Source organism: Arthrobacter sp. Ms25 (genome assembly GCF_059090365.1).
Window position 1 is genome coordinate 379,001 of record NZ_JBNHFP010000002.1, and the last position, 18,175, is coordinate 397,175.

Sequence of the window (18,175 nt, forward strand, 5' to 3'; positions counted from 1 at the left end):
GACAACCACGCACGGGAGGTAATAGCAAGGGCACTTACGATCCTAACACGCTACACATTCGTAACTAAGTGTGCTTATTATCGATGCACGGAACATTCGATCTTGATCAGCAGTTGCAATGACGAAAGAGAGCGATGATGACAGAGAATTTCACTCCGCGTGACGGAAGCCATGCAGCATCCCCGGCCGGAAGCACCAGTGATTCCACCGCCGCGGCCAAGGCCGACGCGGCCAAGCAGCAGGCAGGTGACCTTGCCCAGCAGGCCAAGGGCAGCGCGGCTCAGGTAGCGGACACCGCTAAGTCTGAAGCTGCCGGAGTTGCCTCCGAGGTGAAGACCAACGCCAAGGACCTGTTCACGCAGGCCCGTTCCGATCTGACCGAGCAGGCAGGTGCCCAGCAGCAGAAGGTGGCTGAAGGACTCCGCTCGGTGGCAGATGAACTGCATACCATGGCCCAGTCCGGACAGTCCGGCGTAGCTGCGGACCTCGTGGGCCAGGCAGCAACCCGTGCGTCCTCCGTCGCCAGCTGGCTTGACGGACGCGATCCGGGATCCCTGCTGGACGAGGTCAAGGGCTTTGCACGCCAGCGCCCCGTCGCCTTCCTCGCCATCGCCGCAGGTGCCGGCTTCCTGGCCGGCCGCCTGAACAAGGGCCTGAGCGCCGGCCTCCCGAGCCAGGGCACGTCGGCAGCCGGATCCACGGGCCAGCACGTGGCACCGCCCGTGCCGCCGGTGACCCCGGTGCCGCCGGCACCGGAGACGCAGCCCGCCGTCGGCACCACGGGAACCGTCGCCGACCCGTTCGCTACCGAACCGGTACGTCCGGCCGGCACCGGACCCGCGTCGGCGCAGACGCTCCCGCCCACCCCCTCCACCGGTGTTCCGGCAGCTGATCCCTACAGCGGTGGTCGGCACTGATGAGCACCGAACTTCCTCCCACCCCCGCGCAGGCGAAGGCGGAATCCACGTCGCTGGGCGATCTGCTTGGCCAGGTGACGCAGGACATGTCCACCCTGATGCGCCAGGAAGTGGAGCTGGCAAAGGTTGAGCTGAAGCAGTCCGCCACCCGTGCGGGCAAGGGCGCCGGAATGCTCGGCGGAGCAGCCGTAGCGGGGTACTTCGTACTCCTCTTCCTGTCCGTCGCCCTCTGGTATGCACTGGGCACGACGGCGATCGGCTTCGGCTGGTCCGCTGTCATTGTGGCGGTCATCTGGGCCATTGCCGCCGCCATCCTGGCCTCACGCGGGCGCAAGGAAATGAAGAAGATCAAGGGCATGCCGCAGACGTCGGAGACGCTGCAGGAGATTCCCCAGACCATGAAACCAAGCGAGGAGACACGATGAGTGAAAACCCGGATGAAATCCGCGCCGACATCGAAGCAACCCGCCGGCGCCTTGGCACCAACGTGGACGCAGTGGCGGATAAGGTAACTCCCTCCCACATCGTCCAGCGCCAGACGGACAAGATGAGGGACAAGGTATTCGGAGTGAAGGACAAGGTGATGGGTGTGGCCGATTCAGTGGGCAACAGTGCGAGTAACACCGGCAGCAACATCAGCAGCAGCGTCTCCGACATGGGCGGAAGCGTGTCCGACAGCGTCTCGGCCGCCGGTTCGGCTGTCCAGGGTGCCCCGGCCAAGCTCGCCGGGCAGGCACAGGGCAACCCGGTCGCTGCAGGCCTGATCGCATTCGGTGCCGGCCTGCTGGCAGCAACCCTCATCCCCGCCAGCGACAAGGAACGCGTCGCTGCGGACAACCTCAAGACTGCGGCGCAGCCCATGACGGAGGAGCTGGCCGGAGCCGCAAAGGAAATGGCCGAGGGGCTCAAGGAGCCGGCGCAGGAAGCGATGGAGAACATCAAGGCCACCGCAACGGACGCGGCGCAGACCGTGAAGTCCGAAGGCCAGGCCGCGGCTTCCGACGTCAAGGACTCCGCTTCGGAGGCTCCGCAGAACGTCAAGAACGCGTAAGGCAGTACCCAACAGCCGGAGCACGCAGTACTCAGCAAGGAGGACCTGATGCAGATCGACAAGCAGCAGATTATCGAATTCCTGAAGAACCGCGGCGACAGCTCGAAGGCAGGCCAGGCGGAGTCTGACCTGCCGGACAAGGTGGATACCGATAAAGACTCGGGTCTGCTGGAGAAGCTGGGCGTGAGCCCCCAGGACCTGCTGGGGAAACTACCCGGCGGCCTCGGCGGAAAGCTCCCGGGCGGTCTGGGCGGATAGCCCGGACACAGAACGACGGCGGTGCCGCACCTGCGAAGGTGCGGCACCGCCGTCGTTTGTGCTTCCGGCTTGTACGTCAGACAGGCCCGATCAGCGGGGAACGGCCGCTTCGTCATTGGCGTAGAGCACGCCGATCTGGGCCCGTACGGCGTCAAAGAGCCGCATGGTCCGCAAGGTATCAGCCCAGGTCATTGTGGGGCTTTCGACAAGGCCGGACTGGATGCAGCGGGTCACTTCGCGCAGTTCGTAGGCATACCCGTTGCCGACCTGCGGAAAGCGTTCCACCCGGGGTTCCCCGGCGTGCGGCACGACCGTCAGTTCCACCGGGTTGTGCAGGGGCGAGCCCGTGCGGAGCCATCCCTTGGTGCCGGAAATGACGGCGGTCCGCGGCGAGGAGGAGACCAGCGAGGACGTCAGCTGCGCCAGTGCGCCGGAGGCATAGCCGAGCGTCAGCGCATTCTGGGAATCCACGCCGTCGGGGTTGATGCTGCCCACCGCATGTACGGTTTCGGGGTAGCCGAGCGCACCCAGGGCAAAGGTCAGCGGGTACACGGTGAGGTCCAGCAGCGCTCCGCCGCCCGCCGCCGGATCCCAGAGCCTGCTGGCCGGATCATAGGGGGCAGGGAAGCCGAGGTCCGCCTGCACCCAGTTGATGTCTCCGAGCTCGTACGAGGCAATCAGTTCCCAGATGCGGTTGATGCAGGGCAGGAACCGGGTCCACACCGCCTCCATGAGGAAAACGTTGCGGGACCGGGCAAGCTCGATCAGGTCCTCGGCCTCGCGCGCATTGACGGTCAGGGATTTTTCACACAGCACGTGCTTGCCGGCTTCCAGTGCACGCCGGGCAATCCGATAGTGCTGGGCATGCGGGGAAGCAATGTAGACCACATCGACGTCGGGGTCGGCGAAGAGCTGGTCGTACCCGGCGGTGCCGTCCAGGTCGTAGTAGCTGCTGGCAAACCCGAAGCGTGCCGCGAAGTCCTTGGCAGTGCTTTGTCCGCGGGAACTGACGGCCTGCAGGACGGCGTCTTCGAGCCGGGCGATGTCTTCAGTGACACGCTCGGCAATGTTTCCGGTGGCGACTACGCCCCACCGCAGGGTCCGGCCCGTGGACTGTACGGGGCTCGGTGCCCCGGGCTGTACGCAGGGCGGGGTGGGAATGTGTTGAACGGCAGTCATGGTCCTCATCTTCCGCGTCGTTGCAGGGAGTAACCCCTACTCTATGGTCGCCGCAGGCCGGAGCCTAGGGCCGGTCCCGGAGTACTTCCGGCAGGTTCGCCGGAGACCCGGGTAGACAGATGGAACAGCCCGGGTCTCCACAGAGGGAAACCCGGGCCGTACCGCCCCGAGAGGGGATGGATATGTTGCTTACTTGGTCAGCTTGGAGAGCGCGGGATCGTCGGCGTAGGCCTCGGAAGCGTTCGCCTTGGTGACGATGACCGGCTCGAGCAGGTAGGCCTCAACAACCTTCTTGCCGTTGTCGTAGCTCTCCTTATCGTTGATCTCGACCTCGCCGCCGTCAGCCAGGGTCTTGACCATGTCGATGCTCTGGTTCACCAGGTTGCGGGTGTCCTTATTAATGGTGGAGTACTGCTTGCCTTCCATGATCAGCTTCACGGATTCCACCTCGGAGTCCTGGCCGGTGATGACCGGCAGCGGCTTGCCGGCGCCGCTGACCGAGGTCAGTACGGCGCGGGCCAGGGTGTCGTTGGGGGAGAGGACGCCGTCGAGCTCTTCGGTGGAGTAGGTGCCCGAGAGCAGGTTGTCCGCACGCTTCTGGGCCTCTTCGGCCTTCCAGCCCTTGGTGGTGGCCTGGGTGAAGTCGGTCTGTCCCGAGACCACCTTGAGGGTGCCGGCTTCGATTTCCGGCTGCAGCACGCTCATGGCGCCGTCGAAGAACACCTTCGCGTTGGCGTCATCGGAGGAGCCGGCAAACAGTTCAATGTTGTACGGGCCCTCGGGCTTCTTTTCCTTGAGTCCGTCCAGGAGGGCCTGGCCCTGCAGCTCGCCGACCTTGAAGTTGTCGTAGGCCACGTAGTAGTCGACATTTTCGGTGTTGGTCAGCAGGCGGTCATAGGCGATGACGGTGATTCCGGCCTCCTTGGCTTCCTGCAGCTGCGAGCCGAGCTGGCTGCCGTCGATGGCGCCCACAATCAGCACCTCGACACCGTTGGTGATCATGGAGCTGATCTGGTTCTGCTGTTCGGACACGCCGCCGTTGGCGAACTGGACCTGGCCCTCGTAGCCGGCTTCCTTCAAACCGTCCTTGAACAGGGTCTCTGCCAGCACCCAGTTTTCCGAGGTCTTCTGGGGCAGGGCTACGCCGATGGAGGCTCCGTCTTCGAAACCTTCCTCGGTTCCGGAGGCGGACTCTTCGGCCCGGCCGCAGGCAGACAGCGACAATGCTGCCACCGTGGCCACAACGGCGAAGGACTTTGCGAAATTACGCATGGTGTTTCTCTTTCTTGATACCGGTTGGAGCGATTAGTGCTGGGTGAATGGAACGGTTGGGGCGTCAGATGACGGTCTTGGTGCCGGTGGGCATTTCGGGCGTGGCGTCGACGACGGCGGGTGCGGTCTTGGCCTTGGTGTTCCCGAAGCCGCGCATCAGCAGTCCGGTGATGGACGGCTTGCCCTGCGTCTTGTTGTAGACGTCCAGCGCAACGGCCAGCAGCAGGACCAGTCCCTTGATCATGGAGGTCAGGTCGGCGCCGACGCCGAGCAGCTGCAGCCCGTTGTTCAGGACGGCCATGACGAGGCCGCCGACGATGGAGCCGACCACGGTGCCGACACCGCCGGAGACGGCTGCGCCGCCGATAAAGACCGCGGCAATGGCATCCAGTTCCCAGTTGGTGCCGTCAAACGGTCCCGAAGCGGTGGAACGGGCAACGAAGATCATGCCGGCCAGGGCGGCCAGGATGGACATGTTCATCATGACCAGGAAGTTCACCTTCTTGCCCTGCACGCCGGAGAGTTCGGCGGCGTGCCGGTTGCCGCCCACGGCGTAGACGTGGCGGCCGAAGATGGTCTTGTTGGAGACGAAACCGTAGAAGAGGACCAGCAGGCCGAGGATGATGCCCGAGACCGGGAAGGAGGTGCCCGGCCGGCCGGTGGCGAACAGGTACGTTGCGTAGAGGATGACGGCGCAGAGCAGGCCGATCTTGACCGCAGGCACCCAGGCGGGAGGGTTGATGCTGCCGAGCTTGGCATTGCGGGCGCGCTTGCGCATTTCGCCGTAAATGACGGCGGCGCAGAGGATCAGGCCCAGCAGCAGCGTGAGGTTGTTGTAGTTCGGGATGGGCCCGCCTTCGGGCAGGTAGCCGGCTCCGATGAACTGGAATTCGGAGGGCACCGGCACGGTGTTGGACTTGCCGACCCACTGGTTGGCGCCGCGGAAGATCAGCATGCCGGCCAGGGTGACGATGAAGGCGGGGATGCCGATGTAGGCGACCCAGAAGCCCTGCCAGGCCCCGATCAAGGCTCCCACCACGAGGCCGAGGACGATGCCCATGTACCAGGGCAGGCCCCAGTCCCGCATGGCCATGGCAACGACGATGCCCGAGAAGGCGGCAACCGAGCCCACGGAGAGGTCGATATGGCCGGCAATGATCACGAAGACCATGCCCACGGCGAGGATCAGGATGTAGGAGTTGCCGTTGAAGAGGTTGATCATGTTCGTGGACGTCAGCGTCTTGCCCCCGGTGAGGGCCTGGAACAGGCCAACCAGGATGGCCAGGGCGAAAATCATCCCGAACTGGCGGCCGTTGCCGCCCAGGAGTTGCTTGATGGCGTTCATGAAGGGGTTCCTTGTGTTGCGTAGTCGGCGGACTTCCGGGCGGGAGAGGTCATGAGCCGCATGAGGTTTTCCTGGGTGGCTTCCGCCTTGGAGACCTCGCCGGTGACCGCGCCTTCGAAGATGGTGTAAATGCGGTCCGAGAGCCCCAGGAGTTCGGGCAGCTCCGAGGAGATCACGATGATTCCCTTGCCCTGGTTCGCGAGCTGCTGGATGATTCCGTAGATTTCGTACTTGGCGCCGACGTCGATGCCGCGGGTCGGTTCGTCAAGGATCAGCAGGTCCGGATCCGTGAACATCCACTTGGCCAGGACAACCTTCTGCTGGTTGCCGCCGGAGAGCTTGGCGACGCCTTCGTCCACTGTCGGCGCTTTGGTCCGCAGGCTTTTGCGGTATTCCTCCGCGTGGCGGAACTCGGCGTCGTCGTCGACCACCAGCCCGCGGGTGATCCTTTTCAGGTCGGCCGAGACCGTGGTGGCCTTGATGTCGTCCAGGAGGTTCAGGCCGAGGGTCTTGCGGTCCTCGGTGACGTAGGCCAGGCCGTGGTCGATCGCCGAGTGCACCGACTTGAGCGTGATCTCCTTGCCGTCCTTGATGATGCTGCCGGAGATGAAGTTGCCGTAGGAGCGGCCGAAGATGGACCGGGCCAGCTCGGTGCGTCCGGCGCCCATGAGGCCGGCGAAGCCGACAATTTCACCGCGGCGGACGTGGAAGTCCGAGCCCTTGCAGACCAGGCGGTCAGGGACAGTCGGATGCCCGACGGTCCAGCCGCGGACCTCGAAGAACGTTTCGCCGATGGTGGGGGTGTGGTCCGGGAAGCGGGACTCCAGCGAACGGCCGACCATGCCGCGGATGATGCGGTCTTCGTCGGCGCCCTCGGCGGCGACGTCGATGGTCTCCACCGAGCGGCCGTCACGGATGATGGTGATGGAGTCCGCGATCTGCTCGATTTCGTTGAGCTTGTGCGAAATCATGATGCAGGAAATTCCCTTGTCCCGCAGCCCCGACATCAGGTCCAGCAGGTGCTGGGAATCCGTTTCGTTGAGTGCGGCAGTGGGCTCGTCGAGGATCAGCAGCTGCACGCTCTTGTTCAGCGCCTTGGCAATCTCCACCAGCTGCTGCTTGCCGACGCCCAGATCCTTGATGGGAGTGGTGGGGTCCTCGTTCAGGCCCACCCGTTCCATCAGGTCCAGGGTGTCGAAGTTGACCTTGTCCCAGTCGATGACGCCGAATCGGGTGGGTTCATTGCCCAGGAAGATGTTCTCCGCAATGGACAGCTCGGGGATCAGCGCCAGTTCCTGGTGGATGATGACGATTCCGGCGGCCTCGCTGGACCGGATATCCCGGAACTGGACCGGGGTGCCGCGGAAGACGATGTCCCCGGTGTACGTGCCGTGGGGGTAGACCCCGGAAAGAACCTTCATCAGCGTGGATTTTCCGGCACCGTTTTCACCGCAGATCGCGTGGATCTCGCCGGCCCGGACGTTCAGTGCGACGTCGGCAAGGGCCTTTACGCCCGGGAATTCCTTCGTGATGGAGCGCATTTCGAGAATGTTGGGACTAGCTGACATGTGTGGTGTCCCTGCCGTGGTGGCAGGCGGCGCACCGCGCGCCTACTGCCGGAGCTGCTGCTGCTGCTCGCATGAGTGCCTCCGTGTGACCTCTTTGTCGTGACATGGCCCACAGGGTGAGCCGATAAGGAAGTTAACAGGGTCACACGTGCTGTCGTCAAGTCTTGAACACAAGACCCCGGAGCGGCGGGACTTTTATGGAGGCGGGTGGCGGCCAGGGAGTCGGGCGGTGAGGCAGTGTGCCGCCCTTCGCCGGGAGGTCGGACAGCCGGGACGGGAGGCAGCCTGCGGCACGGAGCCGGGAGGCAGGCCGCACCTTCGGGAGGCTACGCGGCCGCGCCCTGTTCCTGGAGAACGAGTGCTGCTCCCCCCAGGGCCTCGGCCCGGTCCCCGAGCGAGGACATCAGGACCGTCGAGGTCTCGCCCACGAGCGGTACGGCGTGCCGCAGCAGGCCGCGGCGGATGGGCTCGAGGAAGGTGTCGCCGAGGTCCGTCAACGGCCCCCCGATGATGATCAGTTCGGGGTTCAGGGTGTTTGCGAGGTTCGCGGCGGCCCGGCCAACGGCCATGCCGGCGTCGTCAATGACGCGCAGGGTGGCCGGATCCAGGGTCTCCGCGCGGGAGAGGATGTCCGCGGTGGTGACGGTGCCGCCCGAGGCGCGGCTGAGCAGCTCGATCATGATCGAGGTTGAGGCGATGGTTTCGAGGCAGCCGCGGTTTCCGCAGCGGCAGATGAGGCCCTGGTCGAAGATGGTGGCATGGCCGATTTCGCCGGTGACTCCGACGTTTCCGTAGTACAGCGAACCGTTGATGACCAGGCCGGCACCGATGCCGGAGGCAACCTTGATGAAGATGAGGTTTTCGCTGCAGCCGTGCGGTCCCCAGGTCACTTCCGCCAGTGCGCCGAGGTTGGCGTCGTTGTCGATGAACACGGGCATGCCGAGCCGTTTGCCGAGGTCTTCGCGCATGTTGATGCCCACCCATTCGGGCAGGATCGCGCCCTGGACAACCGTCCCGGTCCGCCGGTCGATGGGGCCAGGGATGCCGACGCCGGCGCCGAGCACCGCGCTGCGGTCCACGCCTTGGCGGTCCAGCAGCCGCTCCAGGAGCGAGGCCGCGGCGTCCATACCCTCCGCGGCGCTGTGCCCCAGCGGCAGGAGGATGGACTCCTCCTGCAGGATCCGGTGCCCCAGGGAGGCCAGGACCACCCGTACATGGCGCCGGCCGATGTCGATGCCTGCGGCCACGGCTCCGGTCTCGTTCAGCCGCACGGACTGGGCCCGGCGCCCGGAGCTGGTGGTGGGCTCGGTGACCACCAGGCCCCGCTCATGCATCACCCGCACGATGTTCGACACTGTGGCGCTGGACAGGCCAGTCTGCCGGGAGATGCCGGCCTGCGTCAGCGGACCGGAGGCCAGCAGGGCCTCGGTGATCCGCTGCCGGTTGCGTTCACGCAGGGCGCTCTGGGAACCGGGTTTGGGCGCGGCGCTGCCCGGTGCGCGGGCAGGCCTCGGCGTTGAGGGCGAATCAGCTGGCATTGGTTAAGAGTCCTACATCACACTGTTGTCGTCAAGAAGTGAACGCAAACTAGGCGCCGGTGCTCACGGCTGCCCGGTGGTCGGCGGCGGTGCGCCGGTAGTTCTCCGCGTTTTCCCGCACCCCGGCAAACTCCTCATCGGTGAGGCTCCGGCGGACCTTTGCGGGGACTCCTGCCACCAGGGAACGCGGCGGCACCACCGTGCCCTCCAGGACGAGCGCGCCGGCGGCTACCAGCGAGCCGGCACCGATCACGGCACCGTTCATGATGGTGGCGCTCATTCCGATCAGGCAGTCGTCTTCGACGGTGCACCCGTGCACCACGGCGTTGTGCCCCACGCTGACCCGCGCGCCGACCGACGTCGGGAAGCCCGGATCGGCGTGCAGGACCACGTTGTCCTGCAGGTTGGTTCCCTCACCCACCCGGATGCTGTTGGAATCGCCGCGCACGCAGGCTCCGTAGAACGCGCTGGAGCCTGCCGCCATGCTGACATCGCCGATGAGCGAAGCGGTGGGGGCGAGGAAGACGCTGGGATCAACGGACGGGGTCTTGCCCCGGAGTTCAATAATGTGTGCCATGTCACCCAGCGTAGCGGCGCCTGTCCGGATATCAGTTGAAGACGATGGTCCGCTTGCCGTCCAGCAGTACCCGGTGCTCGGCGTGCCACTGCACTGCCTTGGCCAGGGCCCGGCCCTCGACGTCGCTGCCCAGGGCGGCAAGCTGGGCGGCCGAACGGGCATGGTCCACCCGGATGACTTCCTGCTCGATGATGGGCCCCTCGTCCAGGTCGGACGTGACGTAGTGTGCCGTGGCGCCGATCAGTTTCACGCCGCGGGCATGTGCCTGGTGGTACGGGCGGGCACCCTTGAAGGACGGCAGGAAGGAGTGGTGGATGTTGATGGCCCGCCCGGCGAGGTCCCGGCAGAGGTCGGTGCTCAGGATCTGCATGTAGCGGGCGAGGACCACCAGTTCAATGTCCAGCTCGGCCATCAGTTCCCGCAGGCGTTCCTCGGCCTGGACCTTCGTGTCCGCAGTGACGGGGATGTGGTGGAAGGGCACGCCGTAGAAGTCCGCCAGGGACTCGAGGTCACGGTGGTTGGAGACGATGGCCGGGATCTCGATCGGCAGTGTTCCGGCACGCTGCTGGAAGAGCAGGTCATTGAGGCAGTGGCCGGCCTTCGAGGCCATGATCAGGGTGCGGGTCGGCCGGCCGGCGGTGTGCAGCTCCCACTCCATGCCAAACGCTTCCGCCGTGGGTGCGAGCCGGGCATGGACCTGCTCATGGGAGTTGGGGGAGCTGAAGTCCACCCGCATGAAAAAGGAACCTGTCTCCGGGCTGCCGAACTGGGCGGACTCGATGATGTTGCCTTCGGCCGCTACCAGCGAGGCGCTGACGGCATGGACAATGCCCGGCCGGTCCGGGCAGGACAGCGTCAGGGTGTAGGCGTTGCCGGCCGCGGAGGGAACGGGAATCGAAAAGGTCACGATGCCTAGGTTACCGGTTTCCGTCCCCTGGCCTAGGGTGGGCACATGGATGTGATGTTCCTGCCTTTCTCCGACAAGGACGAGGAAGAGCTGGTCCGTTTCCTCACGACCAACAGCTTTCCGTATCACCGCATCAAGGCGCCGCCCGAGGGCCTCGTGCGGCGCCTGCTGATCGAGGGGCGGTTCGACGGCGACGGGGTACGCACCTTCTGGGTGTTCGGCGACAACCACCGCATGGGCCTGGCCATCCTGGAAGACCTGGGCACGAACACCCCGGTGCTGGACCTGCGGCTGGTGGAGAAGTTCCGAGGGAAGGGCAACGGAGTGCCGGTGCTGAAGGCGCTGACCGGAAAAGTTTTCACGGATTACCCGGAAGCGCACCGGTTCGCCGGGCGCATGCGGGAGGACAACATTGCCATGCGCAAGACACTGATCCGCTCCGGTTTCCTGAAGGAAGCCCATCACCGCGAAGACTGGCCGCTGGAGGACGGGCGGCGCGTGGCCACCGTGATCTATGCCATTCTGCGCCGAGACTGGGAGCAGGGTACGGTTACGCCCTTTGAATGGGAAGAGATCCGGTAGCCACCTGCTGCACCGCCGCGAGTGCCGCGGCCCGGCCGGCGCGGGTGGCCCCCAATGTGGAGGAGGATTCCCCGTAGCCCACGAGCAGCAGGCGGGGCTCACGCACTACCCGTACGCCGTCCATCCGGATTCCGCCGCCGGGTTCACGCAGGTGCAGGGGGGCCAGGTGATCCAGTGCGGCGCGGAAGCCGGTGGCCCAGAGGACCGCGTCCACGGACTCCCCGGACCCGTCCGCGAAAACCACGCCGGTTGCGGTAAGGCGGCGGATCGGTCCGCGGGATACCAGCACGGCGTCCTCGATGCCCCTGCGGTATTCGTCCGTCAGCGGCAGCCCCGTGGCGGAAACGACGCTCAGCGGCGGCAGCCCGGCACGGGTCCGGGCGCTGACCTTCGCCTCAACGGCGCGTCCCCATTCGGCGTCGAACGGGCGCAGGGTGAACTCCGGGGGGCGGCGCGTGGACCAGAACGTCCGGGCCCCGGCCCGGTGCAGCTGCAGCAGGAACTGCACGGCGGACGTCCCGCCGCCGACAACCAGCACCCTCTGTCCCGCGAACTCCGCCACGCTGCGGAAGTCCCGGGTATGCAGCTGCCGGCCGCCGAAGGATTCCCGGCCGGGGTAGTACGGCCAGTAGGGGCGGTCCCATGTCCCGGTCGCGTTGATGACCGTACGCGCCTGCCACGTCCGTCCGTCCGCCGCGGCGACGGACAACCGTCCGCCGCTGCCCTCGGACACCGCGGACACGGCAACCGGGCGGACAACGTCGAGTCCGAACGCACGCTCATACCGCCCGTAATACCGGGTGACCACGGCGGAGGCCGGTTCGGCAGGGTCGGGGGTCCCCAGCGGCATGCCGGGAAGATCATGCAGCGCATGCGCCGCACCGAAGGTCAGCGAATCCCAGCGGTGCCGCCAGGCTCCGCCCGGACCCGGGTTCGCGTCCAGCACAGTGAACCCCGCGCCGGGCCGCAGGCCCCGGCGGCGCAGGTGATAGGCCGCGCTGAGTCCGGCCTGGCCGGCGCCGATCACCAGTACGTCCGTTTCCACCTCGTTGCTCCTTCTGCCTTTGGAAGCCTAACCGCCGGGACGGTGCGCCTATTCCGCTGCGCCCTGCGGACAGGAGACAGGTACGGCTAGGATGGAGAGCGTCGCGACTGGCGTTAGGTGGGTTACCACCAGGGAGCGGCACGGGACCCCTGAAGGGTGTCCTTATCGACCACGGATCGCACGCCTGGGCCGCGGGTCACGCGCGAAACTGTTGTGCCCTGCCCGGACTGTCCAGCTGACCGGACCTCACGGGCGCCGGCAGGTAGCCTGACCTATTGAGAACCTCTTCCCAGGAGATCCACGTGAGAGTATCCACCCAGAGCGTCACCAACGCGCCGCTTATCGATGTTGATCCCGAAATAGCGGCTGTCCTGCAGGATGAACTGTCCCGCCAGCGCGGCACCCTCGAGATGATTGCCTCCGAGAACTTCGCGCCGCGGGCCGTCCTGGAAACCGCCGGCTCCGTCCTCACGAACAAGTATGCCGAAGGGTATCCCGGGCGCCGCTACTACGGCGGCTGCGAGTATGTGGACGTGGCGGAAAACCTGGCGATCGACCGGGCGAAGTCCCTCTTCGGCGCCGAGTTCGCCAACGTACAGCCGCATTCCGGAGCGCAGGCCAACGCGGCGGCACTTGCGGCCCTGATGAAACCGGGGGAGAAGCTGATGGGCCTGGACCTGGCCCACGGCGGGCACCTGACCCACGGCATGAAACTGAACTTTTCCGGCAAGCTGTACAACGTTGCCGCCTACGGCGTGGACGAGCAGACCTACCGGGTGGACATGGACCGGGTCCGCGAACAGGCACTGGCCGAACGCCCGCAGGTCATTGTCGCCGGCTGGTCCGCCTACCCGCGACAGCTGGACTTCGAGGCTTTCCGCTCCATTGCCGACGAGGCCGGTGCCTACCTCTGGACGGACATGGCGCACTTTGCCGGCCTGGTGGCCGCCGGACTGCACCCGAACCCGGTGCCGGTGTCCGACGTCGTCACCTCCACCGTGCATAAGACCCTTGCCGGACCGCGCTCGGGCATGATCTTGGCTCGGGAGGAGTACGCGAAGAAGCTGAACTCCGCCGTCTTCCCCGGCCAGCAGGGCGGTCCGCTGATGCACGTGATCGCCGCCAAGGCCGTGGCCTTCCGGATCGCCGGTACCGAGGAATTCCGGGAACGGCAGGAGCGCGTGCTCGAGGGGGCGCGCATCGTCGCCGAACGCCTGAACGCGCCCGACGTCGCCGAACACGGCGTCTCGGTGCTCACCGGCGGCACCGACGTGCACCTGGTCCTGGTGGATCTGCGCCACTCCGCCCTGGACGGCAAGCAGGCCGAAGACCTGCTGGAGTCCGTCGGCATCACGGTGAACCGCAACTCCGTGCCCTTTGACCCGCGGCCGCCGATGGTCACGTCCGGCCTGCGGATCGGCACGCCGGCACTCGCCACCCGCGGCTTCGGCGCCCCGGAATTCACTGAGGTGGCGGAGATCATCGCAGCCGCACTGAAACCCGCTCCCGACGTCGAGGCCCTGCGGAACCGCGTACGGGCGCTCGCAGACAATTTCCCGCTTTACCCAGGACAGGAGGAATGGTAGCCGTGGAGAAAGGAACCAATATGGAGGGCGCCGTGACCGGTGAGGACACCAGCGTGAACCTCGGCTGGGACGTCAAGGAGAAGACCGAATTCGGTACCCCGGTGGCGGCGAAGATCCTGGACGGCCGCGCCGCCGCCCGGGAGATCAAGGATGACCTGGCCGAACGGGTGCGCGCACTGAAGGAAGAGCACGGCATCACCCCGGGACTGGGTACCGTGCTGGTGGGGGACGATCCCGCCAGCCACTCCTACGTGGGCGGCAAGCACAAGGACTGCAAGCAGGTGGGAATCAATTCCATCCGCCGCAACCTCCCGGGCGACATCAGCCAGGCAGACCTGGAAAAAGTCATCGACGAACTCAACGAGGACCCGGCCACCACCGGCTACATTGTGCAGCTGCCGCTGCCGGCACACATCGACGCCAATGCCATCCTGGAACGGATCTCCCCGGACAAAGATGCGGACGGACTGCACCCGGTCAACCTGGGCCGCCTGGTCCTCAACGTCAGCGAACCGATGACATCTCCGCTGCCCTGCACCCCGCACGGAATCGTGCAGCTGCTGGTCCGCAACGGCATCTCGCTGAACGGCAAGAAGGTCCTGGTGGTGGGACGCGGCGTCACCGTCGGACGGCCGCTCGGGCTGCTCCTGACCCGCCGCCCGATCAACGCCACGGTCACCCTGGCCCACACCGGGACCGCGGACCTGTTCGAGCACCTGCGGACCGCCGACGTGGTGGTGGCGGCTGCCGGCTTCCCGGAAATGATCCGCGCCGAGGAACTCAAGCCCGGCGCCATCGTGCTGGACGTCGGCGTCACCCGGGTCACCGATCCGGAGACGGGCAAGACCACCCTGACCGGCGACGTCGATCCCGCGGCGGCCGACGTCGCCGGCTGGATTTCACCCAACCCCGGCGGCGTGGGCCCCATGACCCGCGCCATGCTGCTGGCCAACGTCGTGGAGGCAGCTGAACGGCAGGCCGGAATCCTGGTGTAGGCACGGCATCTGCCGACCCGGGACGGACCTCTGCCCGCGGGCATGCACCGGTCGGTCCCGGGTCCACTACACTGTCGTGAGTGTCGCAGATCACATCAAGCAGGACCGAACCCGAAACCCGCTCCGACTACGTTATTTCCGCACGGAACCTGACCAAGTCCTACGGCGGTTTCACCGCCGTCGACGGCATCTCCTTCGACGTGCCGCCGGGGGAGTCCTTCGGGCTGCTTGGGCCCAACGGCGCAGGCAAATCCACCACCATGAAAATGATCGGCGGGGTCTCCCAGCGCAGCGCCGGAGAGCTCAGCATCATGGGGCTGGACCCGAACAGGTACGGACCCGAAGTCCGGGCCCATCTGGGCGTCGTACCCCAGCAGGACAACCTGGACGAGGACCTGCGCGTGCGCGACAACCTGCTGGCCTACGGACGCTACTTCGGCCTGCCCAAGAGCTACCTTCAGCCCAAGGCGGACGAACTGCTGGAATTCGCGCAGCTCACCGATAAGGCCAAGGCCCGGGTGGACTCCCTCTCCGGCGGCATGAAGCGCCGCCTGACCATAGCCCGGTCCCTGATCAATGACCCGAAGATCCTGCTGCTGGACGAACCGACCACCGGACTGGATCCGCAGGCCCGGCACATCCTTTGGGACCGGCTGTTCCGGCTCAAGGAGGCCGGGGTGACGCTGATCCTCACCACCCACTACATGGACGAAGCCGAGCAGCTGTGCGACCGGCTGATCGTCGTGGACAAGGGCGCGATCATGGCCGAAGGGTCGCCGGCGGCCCTGATCCGGGAACATTCCACCCGGGAGGTGGTGGAGCTGCGGTTCGGTTCCGAGCGCAACACCACGGTGGCGGCGGAACTCGCCGGCATCGGAGAGCGCCTGGAAACCCTTCCGGACCGGGTACTGATCTACGCCGACGACGGCGAAGCCGCCCTGGACGCCGTGACCGGCCGCGGACTGCGGCCCATCACGTCGCTGGTGCGCCGCTCCTCGCTGGAAGACGTGTTCCTGCGCCTGACCGGGAGGAGCCTCGTTGACTAAGCCGGAGCCCGCTGCCGAAGCCGCGCTCCAGCGCCACGAGGTGCTCGGCCTGCGGTCACCGCTGACCCCGCAGCAAACGGCCGCCAGGGCCCGGCGTTTCGGCAGCCTCTACTACGCGGACATGTGGATCCGGCGGATGCGCGGCTACCAATGGACCGTGCTGATGACCGCCGTCGGCACCCCGCTGGTGTACCTGCTGGGCATGGGCACCGGCCTCGCCGTGCTGATTGACGGGAACTCCACTGCGGGCTTCCCCGGCGGCGACGGATCGACCGTGTCCTACCTGGTGTTCCTGGGGCCCGCGCTCGTGGCAACAGCGGCACTGATGATTTCCAGCGAGGAAAACACCTACACCGTCATGGGCGGGTTCAAATGGCACCGGACCTACTACGGGCCCAATGCTTCGCCGCTGGCCAGCGGGCAGATTGCCCTCGGGCATGTCCTGGGACTCACCGTCCGCATCCTGCTGACCACCGGAATCTACTACCTGTTCCTGCTGCTCTTTGGGGCCGTGATGCAGCCGGCGACGGGCTGGCTGATGATTTTCACTGCCCTCCTGGCGGGACTTGCGTTCGGGATGCCGCTCCTGGCCTTCAGCGCGACCCTGAAGGAAGACAAAGGACAGTTCGCCATGGTCCAGCGGTTCATCGTGATGCCGCTGTTCCTGTTTTCCGGAACGTTCTTCCCGCTGGACTCGCTGCCGCTGGCCGTCCGCTGGATCGGCTGGATCTCGCCGCTCTGGCATTCCACCGAACTGGGCCGGGTGCTCAGCTACGGCCACCCTGAGCCGGCGGCCATGACCGCTGCGCACGTGGCATACGTGCTGGTCCTTACTGTCGGCGGGCTGCTCCTGGCCCGGCGGAACTTCACAAGGAGGCTCGCCGGATGAGCATCGAGAACCGTACCGCGCCGACCCAGCTTGTCCCGCAGGGCCGGTTCCTCGGGTCGCTGTACGGGCGGAACATCCGTGCAGTGATCGCCCGCGGACTCAAGGCCACGTGGGGGACCAACTGGAGCATCATGGTCAGCGGGTTCGTGGAACCGGTGCTGTACCTGGTGGCCATGGGGATAGGCCTGGGTGCCCTGGTGGGAACCGTCGCAGGCCCCGGCGGGCAGGAAATGGACTACGCCAACTTCATCGCGCCGGCGCTGCTGGCCGTGTCCGCCATGAACGGCGCCGTGTACGACTCCACCATGAATGTGTTCTTCAAGCTCAATTACGCCCGGCTCTATGAAGGCATGCTTTCCACTCCGCTGGGTCCGCTGGACGTGGCGATGGGCGAAATCTTCCTGGCACTGCTGCGCGGCGCCCTCTACGCCACCGGCTTCACCGCGGTCATGGGGGCCATGGGCCTGATCACTTCGCCCTGGGCGCTGCTGATGATCCCCGCCGCCGTGGTCATCGCCTTTGGCTTCGCCTCGTTCGGCATGGCAGTGACCAGTTATATGAAGACCTTCCAGCAGCTGGACTGGGTCAACATGATCATGCTGCCCATGTTCCTGCTGTCGGCCACCTTCTATCCGCTGAGTGTCTACCCCGAGGCGGTGCAGTCCGTCATCCAGGCCCTGCCGCTGTGGCACGGCGTCGAACTGCTCCGCCAGATCAGCGTCGGGATCTTCAGCTGGGGAACCGCGGGGCATCTGCTCTACTTCGTGGTGATGATTGCCCTCGGCCTGACCCTGACCACTAACCGGCTTCGGGCGCTGTTCCTGAAGTAGGGGCGCTTGTTGGGCCGGTCAGCTGGCCGTATGTGCGGGCGAAAACTTCGGCGAGGCGGTCGTTGAAGAGCACGAACTCGGCATGCTTCAACGACACCGGTGTGTGGTGCAGGAGTTCCTGCAGGCCGATGCGGGCCACGGTCCCGGGGTCCCATCCGTACACACCGGCACTCACGGCAGGAAAGGAAATGCTCCGGGCGCCCAGCTCCTCGGCTGCGGCCAGGGCGGTGCGGAAACAGGACCTCAGCAGTTCCGGATCGGTTTCCCCCGCGCCGGCGTTGGGACCCACGGTGTGCACCACCCAGCGCGCCGGCAGGTCGAACGCGTCGGTGGCGACGGACAGTCCGGTCGGCAGCCCCTGCGGCAGCGAGGTTCTCCGCAGTTCCTTACACGCCGCCAGCAGCTGCGGGCCGGCAGCGCGGTGGATGGCGCCGTCCACTCCGCCGCCGCCGAGCAGGGAAGAATTGGCGGCGTTGACGACGACGTCGGTATCCCGCGTTGTGATGTCGCCGGTGGCGATGGTGATCTCCATCGAGCCAGTCTGCCACTGCCGCGGATCCGCTGCCACCGCCTACGGAGCGGGGTGCAGT

19 protein-coding genes are annotated in these 18,175 nt (G+C 66.2%); 10 read left to right on the forward strand and 9 right to left on the reverse strand.

Translation table 11 applies throughout. The features are described 5' to 3' along the window. Positions 1-137: 137 nt before the first annotated feature. Genes AC5RT8_RS06305 through AC5RT8_RS06320 form a run of 4 tightly spaced genes read left to right on the forward strand, consistent with a single transcriptional unit; the run spans position 138 to position 2,226 of the window. Positions 138-917 (forward strand): hypothetical protein, encoded by a 780-nt coding sequence (locus tag AC5RT8_RS06305; RefSeq protein WP_494094860.1) that lies wholly within the window; start codon positions 138-140, stop codon positions 915-917. Beyond that, entirely contained in the window at positions 917-1,342 is a 426-nt protein-coding gene (locus AC5RT8_RS06310; protein ID WP_494094861.1) for a phage holin family protein, read from the forward strand. The genes AC5RT8_RS06305 and AC5RT8_RS06310 overlap by 1 nt, the downstream gene beginning before the upstream one ends. Next, positions 1,339-1,968: a DUF3618 domain-containing protein gene (locus AC5RT8_RS06315; protein WP_494094862.1), complete on the forward strand. Its 630-nt coding sequence runs from the start codon at positions 1,339-1,341 to the stop codon at positions 1,966-1,968. The genes AC5RT8_RS06310 and AC5RT8_RS06315 overlap by 4 nt, the downstream gene beginning before the upstream one ends. Positions 1,969-2,016: 48 nt before the next feature. Then, the gene (locus AC5RT8_RS06320; protein ID WP_494094863.1) at positions 2,017-2,226 is read left to right on the forward strand and encodes a hypothetical protein; all 210 of its coding nucleotides are present in this window, start codon (positions 2,017-2,019) and stop codon (positions 2,224-2,226) included. Positions 2,227-2,316: 90 nt separating this feature from the next. On the opposite strand, the gene AC5RT8_RS06325 is transcribed toward AC5RT8_RS06320, so the two are convergent. The 7 genes from AC5RT8_RS06325 to purU all read right to left on the reverse strand — a co-directional run bounded on the left by AC5RT8_RS06325 (position 2,317) and on the right by purU (position 10,612). Further along, positions 2,317-3,405, reverse strand: a complete 1,089-nt coding sequence (locus AC5RT8_RS06325; protein WP_494094864.1) for a Gfo/Idh/MocA family protein — start codon at positions 3,403-3,405, stop codon at positions 2,317-2,319. A 189-nt stretch (positions 3,406-3,594) separates the two neighbouring features. Further along, positions 3,595-4,677, reverse strand: coding sequence for a substrate-binding domain-containing protein (locus AC5RT8_RS06330; protein WP_494094865.1), 1,083 nt, complete (start codon positions 4,675-4,677; stop codon positions 3,595-3,597). 64 nt (positions 4,678-4,741) lie between these two features. Next, positions 4,742-6,022 (reverse strand): multiple monosaccharide ABC transporter permease, encoded by a 1,281-nt coding sequence (gene mmsB / locus AC5RT8_RS06335; RefSeq protein WP_494094866.1) that lies wholly within the window; start codon positions 6,020-6,022, stop codon positions 4,742-4,744. Continuing rightward, positions 6,019-7,590 (reverse strand): multiple monosaccharide ABC transporter ATP-binding protein, encoded by a 1,572-nt coding sequence (gene mmsA, locus AC5RT8_RS06340; protein WP_494094867.1) that lies wholly within the window; start codon positions 7,588-7,590, stop codon positions 6,019-6,021. Before mmsA ends, mmsB begins: the two co-directional genes overlap by 4 nt. A gap of 326 nt (positions 7,591-7,916) precedes the next feature. Continuing rightward, positions 7,917-9,128, reverse strand: coding sequence for an ROK family transcriptional regulator (locus AC5RT8_RS06345; RefSeq protein ID WP_494094868.1), 1,212 nt, complete (start codon positions 9,126-9,128; stop codon positions 7,917-7,919). 49 nt (positions 9,129-9,177) lie between these two features. Next, on the reverse strand, positions 9,178-9,705 hold the full coding sequence (locus AC5RT8_RS06350) for a gamma carbonic anhydrase family protein (protein ID WP_494094869.1): 528 nt from the start codon (positions 9,703-9,705) through the stop codon (positions 9,178-9,180). A gap of 31 nt (positions 9,706-9,736) precedes the next feature. Next, complete coding sequence (purU, locus tag AC5RT8_RS06355) at positions 9,737-10,612, reverse strand: formyltetrahydrofolate deformylase (protein WP_494094870.1); 876 nt, start codon at positions 10,610-10,612, stop codon at positions 9,737-9,739. Positions 10,613-10,657: 45 nt separating this feature from the next. On the opposite strand from purU, the gene AC5RT8_RS06360 reads away from it, so the two are divergent. Then, positions 10,658-11,194: a GNAT family N-acetyltransferase gene (locus tag AC5RT8_RS06360; RefSeq protein WP_494094871.1), complete on the forward strand. Its 537-nt coding sequence runs from the start codon at positions 10,658-10,660 to the stop codon at positions 11,192-11,194. On the opposite strand, the gene AC5RT8_RS06365 is transcribed toward AC5RT8_RS06360, so the two are convergent. Further along, entirely contained in the window at positions 11,163-12,239 is a 1,077-nt protein-coding gene (locus tag AC5RT8_RS06365; RefSeq protein WP_494094872.1) for an FAD-dependent oxidoreductase, read from the reverse strand. The two genes, AC5RT8_RS06360 and AC5RT8_RS06365, sit on opposite strands and share 32 nt — an antisense overlap. A 302-nt stretch (positions 12,240-12,541) precedes the next feature. Here AC5RT8_RS06365 and glyA point away from each other — a divergent pair, with 302 nt between their 5' ends. From glyA to AC5RT8_RS06390, 5 genes are all read left to right on the forward strand, one after another. Then, positions 12,542-13,825, forward strand: coding sequence for a serine hydroxymethyltransferase (glyA, locus tag AC5RT8_RS06370; protein WP_494094873.1), 1,284 nt, complete (start codon positions 12,542-12,544; stop codon positions 13,823-13,825). 101 nt (positions 13,826-13,926) lie between these two features. After that, the gene (locus AC5RT8_RS06375; protein WP_494095183.1) at positions 13,927-14,820 is read left to right on the forward strand and encodes a bifunctional methylenetetrahydrofolate dehydrogenase/methenyltetrahydrofolate cyclohydrolase; all 894 of its coding nucleotides are present in this window, start codon (positions 13,927-13,929) and stop codon (positions 14,818-14,820) included. Positions 14,821-14,900: 80 nt separating this feature from the next. Then, positions 14,901-15,866, forward strand: coding sequence for an ABC transporter ATP-binding protein (locus AC5RT8_RS06380; protein WP_494094874.1), 966 nt, complete (start codon positions 14,901-14,903; stop codon positions 15,864-15,866). Then, entirely contained in the window at positions 15,859-16,755 is an 897-nt protein-coding gene (locus AC5RT8_RS06385; RefSeq protein ID WP_494094875.1) for an ABC transporter permease, read from the forward strand. The genes AC5RT8_RS06380 and AC5RT8_RS06385 overlap by 8 nt, the downstream gene beginning before the upstream one ends. Next, positions 16,752-17,585 carry an ABC transporter permease gene (locus tag AC5RT8_RS06390; RefSeq protein WP_494094876.1) on the forward strand — a complete coding sequence of 278 codons (834 nt, stop codon included), beginning with the start codon at positions 16,752-16,754 and terminating at the stop codon, positions 17,583-17,585. Before AC5RT8_RS06385 ends, AC5RT8_RS06390 begins: the two co-directional genes overlap by 4 nt. Here the strand turns inward: AC5RT8_RS06390 and AC5RT8_RS06395 are convergent. Beyond that, a complete protein-coding gene (locus AC5RT8_RS06395; RefSeq protein WP_494094877.1) occupies positions 17,554-18,117 on the reverse strand; it encodes an O-acetyl-ADP-ribose deacetylase in 564 nt (187 codons plus the stop codon). The genes AC5RT8_RS06390 and AC5RT8_RS06395 overlap by 32 nt on opposite strands. Positions 18,118-18,175 lie beyond the last annotated feature (58 nt).